A 9,507-nucleotide genomic window follows, 5' to 3' on the forward strand; every position below is an offset into this window, starting at 1 on the left:
CAGGGGCGTCCACGAACTGCCGGCCGCCTGCACCCGGACCCGGTGCCGGTCGCCGGTGCGGCCGGTCGTGACCGGCACCGGGCCGGCACTGGACGGGGGGGCGTCCGGTGGCCGGCCGTCAGCCGGGCGGGCCGGGGGTGGCCAGCGCCTGGGTGACGATGGCGGTGACCTGGGCGAGGCCGTGGTCCAACCGGCGGAAATAGGTCGCGCGGGACAGGTGGAGACGGTGGGCGAGGAGGTCGTGGCCGCCGGCCCGCTGCAGATAGTACAGGCGCAGGATCCGCCCGGCCTCGGCGTCCGCGGGGGCGGCCGAGGCGGCGAGCGCGTCCACCGCGTGCCGCAGCAGGTCGGCGAGCGGCACCGGTCCGTGACCGGACAGGGCGTGCAGCGGTGAGGCGGCCAGCCGATCCGGGCGGTGCAGATCTCGCAGCGCGTCCCGGACGAGCCCCGCCGGCCGCGAGGCGGCCGCGGGGTGCGGTCCCTGCATGCCGCGCAGCCATGACGGCAGGTCGTGGGGGGTGAAGGCACGGGTGTAGAGGGCGCTCGGCCGGCCGCACCGGTACAGGTCGTGCCGGGTGTCGCCCAGGTGGTCCAGCCCGAAGCGCGCCGCGATCCGCTGGTAGGGCACCCACGGAGTGGACACCACCAGCCCGCCGCTCGCGACTGCGGTGCGCAGGATGTGCCGGACGAGCACCGGCTGGGCGGCGGCGGACCGCGGCTCGACGGCCATCATGCCGACGACCGACCCGGACCTCATGGCGTCCAGCAGCGGGCCGGCATGCTGCTGCAGCAGCGGTTCGAGAGCCGGGGCGCCATCCGGGATCAGCGGGGTCAGGTTGGCCATGCCGACCGAGCGGCCGCCGGTGTCCACCACCAGATGGAAGCCGTGGTCGGTGCCGGCCAGCCACCGGTCGCGCATCCGCTCGGCGAGCCGCGCCGCCAGGCCTTCGGTGGCCGCCCATAATCGGATCAGCCGGGCGATCGTCTCGGCGTCCCCGTCGCCGGCGCGCCGGATGGAGAACGCGCCGGCCGCCTCGGTGAACAGATCCCGGCGCGCCGGGCCGTGACCGGCCAGGTACAGGACCTGGTCGGTGAGGCGGGCGCGCAGCGGCGGGTCGGTGGTGCGGGCCAGCTGGCGATGCCGGTGCGCGGCGCCGCGCACCGCCAGCTCGTCGCGCCGCACCGGGTGCCGCCAGCGGTAGGCGAGGTCGAGCAGCGTCCGGTACGGCTCGGCGACGGTCAGCCCGTGACGGTCCGGGCGGACGACGCTCAGCCGGCCCAGCCGGGTGAAGGCCCCGGACGGGACCCGGGCGAGCGCGGCGAGCAGGTCCTGGTCCGCGCCGTCGACGGTGGCCACGACCGGCAGCGCCGTGGCGCCGGGTCCCGGTGACTCGGTGGCCAGGCGGTTCAGCACCTCGGTGGCGGCCAGATCGGCCAGCGCGCCGGGCGGTCCCGGGTCGGTAGCGCGCCGGAACGCCCGGCACAGCGACTCGGCGATCAGCGGGATGCCGCCGCTGAGCCGGACGACCTGTTCGGCCGCCTCCGGACCGGGCACCCCGAGCGCGGCGGCCAGCTCGCGGATGTCGGCCGGCGCCCACGGCCGGAGTTCGACGGTGACGACGGCTCGGTGCGTCCAGCCGGGCCGGGCGGCGAGGGGGAGCCGGCCGGCGACCAGGAACCGGCCGCGGCCGGCCCGGTCCAGGAAGCGGGCCGCGGCCGCCGCCCGGCGGTCGGTGTCGACCCCGTCGATGGCGAGCGGCGGCGGCTCGTGCGGCACGGAACCGTGCGGTGCGGAACCGGCCAGGGTGGGCGTGCCCGGAACGAGCCCGTCCCCGGCACGGCCACCGCCGGAAAGCCCGCCCGGGCGGGTCCGGGCCGGACCGGTGCGGACCTCGGTGGCGTCCGGGGAGCGGCCGAGATCCACGAACCCGCCGGCCAGCGCCGTGAGCAGGCGGGTCTTGCCGATACCGAGCGGGCCCACGATGTTGACGATCAGCAGCGGATGCTCGTCACCGGTCATCGCCAGCGCCGCGCGAACGCGCCTGGCGGCCTCCGCCACGGCAGGGGGCGGAGGGTTGAGACTTCGCTGAGACTCCGGCGGGGACGGGCGCGGATACGTTCGGATCACGTCGAGAACTGAGAGGTGATCATGTCCGGTGTCCTGCGCGCACGGGCCGGTGCCGCCGCCGTCGCGATCGGCGCGGTGAGCGTTCTCACCCTGGCCGCCCAGCCCGCCGAGGCCACGGTCGACCCGGCCAACTGCCGGTTCAGTTACAACCTGGGCATCGGGCGGGTGGCCGCCGACTGCTGGAACAGCACCCAGTCCGGGTGGTATCTCCAGCTCACCTGCGAGCGGTTCAACGGCCGCCCGTACTACGTCCGAGGGCCGATCGTCTACGGCAGCGGCGTGTCCGCCGCGCAGTGCGACGCGCACATCTCCGAGATCGCCGACGTCACGATCGTCAACCTGTAATCGGGCGCGGGTGCCCCCGCGGTCCCGCGATACCGGCCGGCCGGCGTCACCATGGTGGGGGGAACGCCGGTCGGCCGCCGGGCGGGCGGCGGGCGGCGGCCCGGCCGGGGTGAGGCGGGGCGGGGTGGGTGGAGACATGGATCCCTCCGGGACGCACGGGGGGAAGGGCGGTTCGAGCGCATCCTGATCCCGGCGACCGGCACTGTCAAGGTCCCGCCGTCCAGAGCCCGCCCGGCTCCGCCCATCGCGCCGTTGACGGGTGGTGGTCGCGATTCCGGCCGCCCCCGGCCGGCCCCGATGGACGACGTCCTCGACGGCGAGCCGGACGATCCGCCGGCCTCCGCCGCCCCCGCCGGCCGGTCCGCGTGCGGCCGGCGGGGCCGCGGTCAGGAGCGGTCGCCGGGGTGGTCGACGATCCGCGAGACGAGCAGAGCGCTGGCCCATTCATCGCCCTGGCGTCCCAGCGGATCGCTCTCGCCGGGGACGTACTCGTCGCGGAGCAGGACCTTTCGTTCGCCCAGGTACCGGTAGGTGTCCGGGTCCAGGATCAGGTATTCGCGGGTGAGCGGGTCGGGACTGCCCGTGTCCAGCCGGACGCCGATGCCGCGCCGGCCGTCGGCGTCGGCGATGTCCTTGTCGACATGCACGCCGGGGATCAGCGCCAGGGCCCGGAACATGGCGGCCTCCAGCTTGGGGGGCATCACGCCGTACCGGCTCAGGTAGAGACCGATGACCCGGAAGCCACGCTCGGCGGGCGGCTCGGTGAACACCCCGGCCTCCTCCTTGGGATAGTCGATCCAGTGGCGGTCACCGGTCACCTTGGCCAGCAGCCGCCGGGGATCGGTGGGCAGCTCGCGTAGCTTCTCGTCGTACTGCCGGGGTGACAGGTCGTCGTCCCCGGGGTCGGGGGGCACGTCCTCGACCCTGCCCTCCGACATGATCTGCTTGCCGTCGTAGCGGATCCAGTGCTCCTGGATCTCCGGCGCCTCGTCGTTCTGCTGCCGGACGACCTGCCTGGTGTACTGCCACTGGGTTGGACGGGGCGTCTCGCCCGGGGTGCGGCGGGCGGCCACCTTGGCGGCGTTGGCCAGCACGACGCGGGCGTCGAGCTGGACGACCGCGGGCACCCCGCGCCGGCCGTCGAACGGCCGGTCCGGCTGGACCACGGTGACGGTGACCGCGGCGGCGGCGCCGAGCGCGGCGATCGCCAGCAACGGGCGGGCCGGTATCCGGCGGCGGGCCCGCACGCGCTGTAGCAGGTCCCGCCGGGCGGGGACCAGCCACTCCGGGCCGGGTTCGGGGACGTCGGCGCGCAGCTCGCGCAGCATCTTCAGGTCGTCCATGGGAAGGCCTCCTCCCGGTTCTGGGTGGGATCGGCGCCGCCGAGGGCGCGGCTGGTCCGGGCCCGGGCGCGGTGCAGGCGGGACTTGACCGTCCCCATCGGGACGTCCAGCGCGCGGGACACCTCCTCGTAGGTCATGTCCGCCCAGGCGATCAGCAGCAGCACCTCGCGGTCGGCGGCCGGCAGCTCGGCGAGCGCGGCGGCCAGGCCGGCCTGCTGGGCGGCGACCCGGTCGTCGACCCGGTCGGCGGCCGGTTCGGCGAGTTGCCCGGCGCCGGCCCGGGCCAGCGCACGGTAGGAGCGGATCTCGGTCCGGTGGTGCCGCCGGATCAGGTTGGCGGCGATGCCGTACAGCCAGGGGCGGGCGTCGGGGTATGCGGGTTCGTAGCGGCGGCGCCGCCGGAAGGCGGCCAGGAAGACGTCGGAGACGACGTCGTCGGCGAGCGAGGCGCCGAGCCGCCGCGCCACGTACCGGTGCAGCGCGGCGGCGTGCCGGTCGAAGAGGCCGGCGAAGGCCTCCGGGTCGTCGGCGGACCGGCGTATCACTTCGGCGTCGTCGGGCCTGCCGGGGTCATCTGCGATCACATGGCGCTCCCGTCCGGTTGATGTTCACCGGCTTTCGCCCGGACACGCCCTCATTGTTCGCGCAGCAGGATGTGAGCTAGGTCACATCTCGTGGCCGGTGGTGCTGTCCACATGGTCAGGGAGCTCGCCCTCGTGGTGGTCCCCGGTGGTCAGCGTGCCGGACGGCTCGAACATCAGGATGGACCCGCCGGGCGACGACGGCTTGTGCTCGGTGCCCTTCGGCACCACGTAGACGTCGCCCTGGTTCAGCGTCACGGTGGTCTCGCGGCCACCGGCGTCGCGCAGGGCGATGTCGAACCGGCCGTCCAGCACCAGGAAGAACTCGTCGGTGTCCTGGTGGACATGCCAGACGTGCTCGCCTTCGGTGTGCGCGATCCGCACGTCGTAGTCGTTCATCCGCGCGACGATCCGCGGGCTGTAGACCTCGTCGAACGAGGCCAGCGCCTTGGTCAGGTTGATGGGTTCGGTGTTCATGGCCACGAGTCTTCCCGACCGGGGCCGGAGGGCGCTTGTACGATGTTGATGTGGACGAGGAGGACATGCCCGACTCGTGCCGCGTGACGGCCTGGCGCCCGCCGGTGCCCGGCATCTCGGAGATCTTCCACGCCCGCATCGTCGGCTACCGCTACCCGAGGCACTGCCACGACACCTGGACCGTGCTGATCGTCGATGCCGGGGCGCTGCGTTACGACCTGGACACCCGCCACCACGGGGCGGCCGGCGCCGCCGTCTCGGTGCTGCCGCCGGGGGTCGTGCACGACGGTTACCCCGCCGAGCGGCACGGCGGGTTCCGCAAGCGCAACCTCTACCTGGACGCCGGCTTCCTGCCCGCCGATCTGGTCGGGCCGGCGGTGGACGGTTCCACCCTGTTCGACCCGGAGCTGCGGGCCGCGCTGAGCCGCCTGCACGACCGGCTGGCCGATCCCGACCTCCTGGACGTGGAGACCCGGCTGGCCATGATCGCCGACCGGCTGCGCCGGCACCTGGAGCGGCGCGGTGCGGCGGACCTGGAGCCGGAGCCGGCGCTGGCCGAGCGGCTGCGCGCCTACCTGGACGAGCACGTCACCGAGAAGGTCGTGCTCGCCGACGCGGCCCGGCTGTTCGGCCGGACGGTCCCGCACCTGGTGCGGAGCTTCCGGCGGCGGTTCGGCGTCTCCCCCTACGCCTACGTCACCGGGGCGCGGATCGAGCTGGCGCGCAAGCGCCTGCTGGCCGGCGAGCCGGCGGCCGACGTCGCGGTGCGAACCGGCTTCTACGACCAGGCGCACCTCACCCGGCACTTCCGGCGGCACGTCTCGGTGCCGCCGGCCCGGTACGCCGCATCCCGCCAGCGCTGACCGCGACCACGGTGCGAGCGCCGCGCACCGTGCGACCCGCCCGGTGGGCAGGGGTGGTCCTCGCCCCAACGTGCTGGCGGGGGCGGGGCCGGACCCGGGAAGGTGGTGGCATGAGCAGCAGCCTCTACCTCATCGTGTGCGCGGCCGGTCCGGCGCCGGACGCCGGCCGGCTCGTCGCGCTCGCCCAGGACGCCGGGTGGACCGTGCAGGTGGTCGCCACTCCGTCCGCGGTGGACTTCGTGGACGTGGCCGCGCTGGAGGCACGTACCGGGCGGCCGGTGCGCAGCCGGTACCGCAGGCCTAGCGAGCCGAAGCCGCCCCGCCCGGACGCCATCGTGGTGGCGCCGGCCACCTACAACACGGTCAACAAGTTCGCGGCCGGCATCGCCGACACCTACGCGCTCGGGCTGCTCGCCGAGGCGCCCGGGCTCGGCATCCCGATCGTGGTGCTCCCCTACGTCAACGCCGCGCTGGCCGGGCGGATCCCGTTCCGCGACGCCGTCGGACGGCTGCGCGCCGAGGGGGTGACCGTGCTGTCCGGCCCGGACGGCTCCGGGCCGGAGGTGCCAGGCGGCACCCCTGACGACATCGCCGCCTTCCCCTGGCACCTCGCCCTGGCCGCCCTGCCCGCCCCCGGCCGGCCCGGGTAGCGGCGGGCGGTGGTGCGGGCGGGACGTCCCACTTCGCCGGGCGCCAGGTGATCAGGATGCTGTCGCGCAGCACGGGTCGCCGGCCGGGGCGAGCAGGTGCCCGCCGGTTCGGATGTGGTGATCCCGCAGAACCGGGGTAGGGGGCGAGAACGGCAAGAGCGATCGATCAGGAGAGATCGATCAGGAGAGGCGGTGACCCTGATGGAACGGGACGAGCCGATGGAGTTGGAGGAGCAGGGGTGGCGGGCGCTGGCGACCAGCGGGGAGACCGCCGCCGCGTTCTACCAAGAGGTGCTGGACCGGGAGGTCGTCATGCTGCTTCCCGGCGGCCTGTCGGTGGCCGACCGGGGGACGGCCGTGAAGTCCATGTCCGGGCCTCCTTGGGCATCCTACGAACTGGACGACATGCAGGTTCGGCATCCGGCGGAAGGCACGGCGCTGGTCACCTACGGCGTGGTCGCCCGGCGGGACGGTTCCCCGGAGTACTCGGCCCTGATGAGCAGCCTGTATGTGCGCCGGCCGGCCGGCTGGCGGCTGGCCTTCCACCAGCAGACACCACGCTGAGCGACCGGAACGGACACCGAGTGGTACCGGGCGGGTCGACGCCGATGGCCAGGAGTCCCGGGCACCACGCCGCGCCACGGTTCCGGGCGCCGGCATCGCCGGCATCGCCGGCCGGGCGCGTATCGGCAATCCGGTGTGCACGCATCGACAACACGGACTGACCGTAACCTGCCAGGATCGGCTCTACCCAGTCCCGCCGACAGGGTAGGGCCTCGCGTACGGCCCGACGTTCCGGCGGCCGGGCCCCACCCTCCGCGGGGCCCGTCCGCCGGAACCGCGACCTTCTCCGGCCGCCCGCCGCACCCCCCGTCACCGCGAGGCTCCTGCGGCGCGCCGGGGAGATCGGACGGGCCGGGCGGCCGTCCCGGCGCGCGTGCGGCGATCCGCGCCGGCGCCCGGCCACTTCGCGGGAGCGACCGGCTCCCGCCCTCCTCGGGGTCCGGTCCCATTCCGCCTCGCACCGGCCGGTGTTCTGTCGGGCCGGTGTGGCAGGGTGGGGTGGTGACCAGCGAAGAGGTGCGGGAGGGCGTGACCCTCACCAATCTGGACCGGCCGCTGTTCGACGACGCCGGCGTCACCAAGCGCGAGCTGGTGGACTACCTGGACGCGGTGTCCGGCCGGATCGTCCCGGCGCTGCGCGGCCGCCCGCTGTCGGTGGTCCGGGTGCGCGCGGGTCAGGCCCCGTTCATGCAGAAGAACGTGTCCAAGAACGCGCCGCCGTGGGTGCGCACCGTTAAGGTGTGGGCGGAGACGTCGCGGCGGGAGATCTCCTACGTGCTGTGCGACGACCGCCGCACGCTGCTGTGGCTGGCCGGGCAGCGGGCGGTGGAGTACCACCCGGGGCTGACCCTGGCCGGCCGGGAGGCACACCCCACCCACCTGGTGCTGGACCTGGACCCGCCGCCCGGCGACGGGTTCCGGGCGGCGGTCGGCGCGGCGCTGCTGGTGCGGCAGGCGCTCGCCGGCGCCGGGCTGGCCGGCGCGGTGAAGACCAGCGGCGCCAAGGGCCTGCACGTGTTCGTGCCGGTCGAGGCGGAGGCGGACATGGCGGACGTGGCGGCCGCCACCCGGGCGCTGGCCGCCCGGGCCGAGCGGCTGGACCCGGCGCTGGCCACCACCGCCTTCATCCGGGAGGACCGCGGCGGCAAGGTGTTCCTGGACTCCACCCGGGCCGGCGGGGCCACCGTGGTCGCCGCCTACAGCCCGCGCGTCCGGCCGGGGGTGCCGGTGTCCTTCCCGGTGGCCTGGTCGGACCTGGACCGGGTGGCGCCGGGCGACTTCACCGTCCGCACCGCGGTCGCGGCCCTCGGCGAGGGCGACCCGTGGGCGGCGGCGATGCCGGCGCCGCAGCGCCTGCCGGCCGACCTGATCGCCGAGGGGCACACCATCCCGGTCGCCCGCGTGCAGGCCATGCACGAGGGCAAGCGCCGCGCCCGCGCCCGCCGTGAGTCGCCCTGAACCCAGCGAACGAGCGGCAGCGTCACCCCTTCCTCGGCATGCTGACAGGTATGACGTCGACCACGATCAAGGTTCCCAAGCTTCCATACGACGTGTGATGGTCCGGTCATCGTCAGAAGGACACCCGGAGGTAGAGGGGGCGGTGGTCGGACAGCGGGGTGAGCGGGGCCAGGTCGCAGCGGACCCGGGTGCCGTGCGGGGCGAAGAGGTAGTCGAGCTTCTTTGTGCCGGCCTGGTTGCGGTGCGTCCACTGCCCGGTGCGGGCGGTGCCGCGCCGGTCGCACTCCTGGTAGGCGCGGTAGGCGGGGGCGATGGCCCGGCGGGCGGCGGCGGTGCCGTCCCCGCTGTCCGGCGGGGCGATGTTCAGGTCGCCGCCGAAGACGGACCGGTAGCCGGGCACCGCGGCGTGCGCCATCAGTTCGGTGACCTGCCGGGTCCGATAGGGGGCGCCCGGCTGGCGATCGTCGTCGGCGCGCCCGGACGACAGGTGGGTGCCGCACACCCGGACCTTGCGGCCCGGGAGGGTGGCGCACAGCACGGCCCGCCCGACGTACCAGGGCGGGGATGGCAGCGGGAACACCTGGAAGGTTACCGGTTCGTCGGCGACCGCCAGCACGATGCTCGCCGCGCCGCGCGGCCGGCCGGCCCGGTCCGGGTGGCAGAGGTAGGGGGCGCCGTCCGCACCCGGTAGCGCCCAGGACCGCACGCTCCAGCTCCGGCCGGTGCGCGCGGTGAGTGCCCGCCGCAGCGCGTCGTCGGCCCCGGTGCAGAACTCCTGCAGCAGGATCACCCCGGGCCGGATCGGCCGGTCGGTGGCGTACCGGGCGACCGTCTCGCCGAGGGTGGCGGCGTCCGCCCGGTACAGGCCGCAGTCGGAGTTGGTGCCGGCGCAGGTGTTCCACGTCATCACCGCCAGCTCCGGCCGCCCCTCCCGCACCGGGGCGGGCGAGGTGACCGCCAGGAGCGCGGCGGCCGCCAGGATCAGTCGTCCCTTCACCGCGGCCATTCAACCAGAATCTCCTGATCATCCCGGGCCCGGACACGCGCCGGTCCCCGGCTCCGCCGCGGCGGAGCCGGGGACCGGCGGGCAGCAGGGAC

Annotated in this window: 10 protein-coding genes; 5 read left to right on the top strand and 5 right to left on the bottom strand. The window is 75.1% G+C overall.

The genetic code is table 11. The features are described 5' to 3' along the window. Positions 1–118: 118 nt before the first annotated feature. Positions 119–2,020 (bottom strand): hypothetical protein, encoded by a 1,902-nt coding sequence (locus tag Sru01_RS20505; protein WP_203988884.1) that lies wholly within the window; start codon positions 2,018–2,020, stop codon positions 119–121. Positions 2,021–2,149: 129 nt separating this feature from the next. Here Sru01_RS20505 and Sru01_RS20510 point away from each other — a divergent pair, with 129 nt between their 5' ends. Then, positions 2,150–2,473, top strand: coding sequence for a hypothetical protein (locus Sru01_RS20510; RefSeq protein ID WP_203988886.1), 324 nt, complete (start codon positions 2,150–2,152; stop codon positions 2,471–2,473). Positions 2,474–2,859: 386 nt separating this feature from the next. Here the strand turns inward: Sru01_RS20510 and Sru01_RS35770 are convergent, their stop codons facing one another. The 3 genes from Sru01_RS35770 to Sru01_RS20525 form a co-directional block, all read right to left on the bottom strand. Continuing rightward, positions 2,860–3,816: a CU044_5270 family protein gene (locus Sru01_RS35770; protein WP_239137596.1), complete on the bottom strand. Its 957-nt coding sequence runs from the start codon at positions 3,814–3,816 to the stop codon at positions 2,860–2,862. After that, on the bottom strand, positions 3,804–4,400 hold the full coding sequence (locus tag Sru01_RS20520; protein ID WP_239137597.1) for an RNA polymerase sigma factor: 597 nt from the start codon (positions 4,398–4,400) through the stop codon (positions 3,804–3,806). Before Sru01_RS20520 ends, Sru01_RS35770 begins: the two co-directional genes overlap by 13 nt. An 81-nt stretch (positions 4,401–4,481) precedes the next feature. Continuing rightward, a complete protein-coding gene (locus Sru01_RS20525) occupies positions 4,482–4,874 on the bottom strand; it encodes a cupin domain-containing protein (protein WP_203988888.1) in 393 nt (130 codons plus the stop codon). A 50-nt stretch (positions 4,875–4,924) separates the two neighbouring features. Here Sru01_RS20525 and Sru01_RS20530 point away from each other — a divergent pair, with 50 nt between their 5' ends. The 4 genes from Sru01_RS20530 (at position 4,925) to Sru01_RS20545 (ending at position 8,409) form a co-directional block, all read left to right on the top strand. Then, on the top strand, positions 4,925–5,737 hold the full coding sequence (locus tag Sru01_RS20530) for a helix-turn-helix domain-containing protein (RefSeq protein WP_239137598.1): 813 nt from the start codon (positions 4,925–4,927) through the stop codon (positions 5,735–5,737). Between the two features lie 110 nt (positions 5,738–5,847). After that, on the top strand, positions 5,848–6,387 hold the full coding sequence (locus Sru01_RS20535) for a flavoprotein (RefSeq protein ID WP_203988890.1): 540 nt from the start codon (positions 5,848–5,850) through the stop codon (positions 6,385–6,387). Positions 6,388–6,588: 201 nt separating this feature from the next. Beyond that, a complete protein-coding gene (locus Sru01_RS20540) occupies positions 6,589–6,951 on the top strand; it encodes a nuclear transport factor 2 family protein (protein WP_239137605.1) in 363 nt (120 codons plus the stop codon). 501 nt (positions 6,952–7,452) lie between these two features. Continuing rightward, the gene (locus Sru01_RS20545; protein WP_203988895.1) at positions 7,453–8,409 is read left to right on the top strand and encodes a DNA polymerase domain-containing protein; all 957 of its coding nucleotides are present in this window, start codon (positions 7,453–7,455) and stop codon (positions 8,407–8,409) included. Positions 8,410–8,521: 112 nt separating this feature from the next. Here the strand turns inward: Sru01_RS20545 and Sru01_RS20550 are convergent, their stop codons facing one another. Then, positions 8,522–9,406: an endonuclease/exonuclease/phosphatase family protein gene (locus tag Sru01_RS20550; RefSeq protein WP_203988897.1), complete on the bottom strand. Its 885-nt coding sequence runs from the start codon at positions 9,404–9,406 to the stop codon at positions 8,522–8,524. Positions 9,407–9,507 lie beyond the last annotated feature (101 nt).

Source organism: Sphaerisporangium rufum (assembly GCF_016863395.1).
Classification (GTDB): Bacteria; Actinomycetota; Actinomycetes; order Streptosporangiales; family Streptosporangiaceae; genus Sphaerisporangium; species Sphaerisporangium rufum.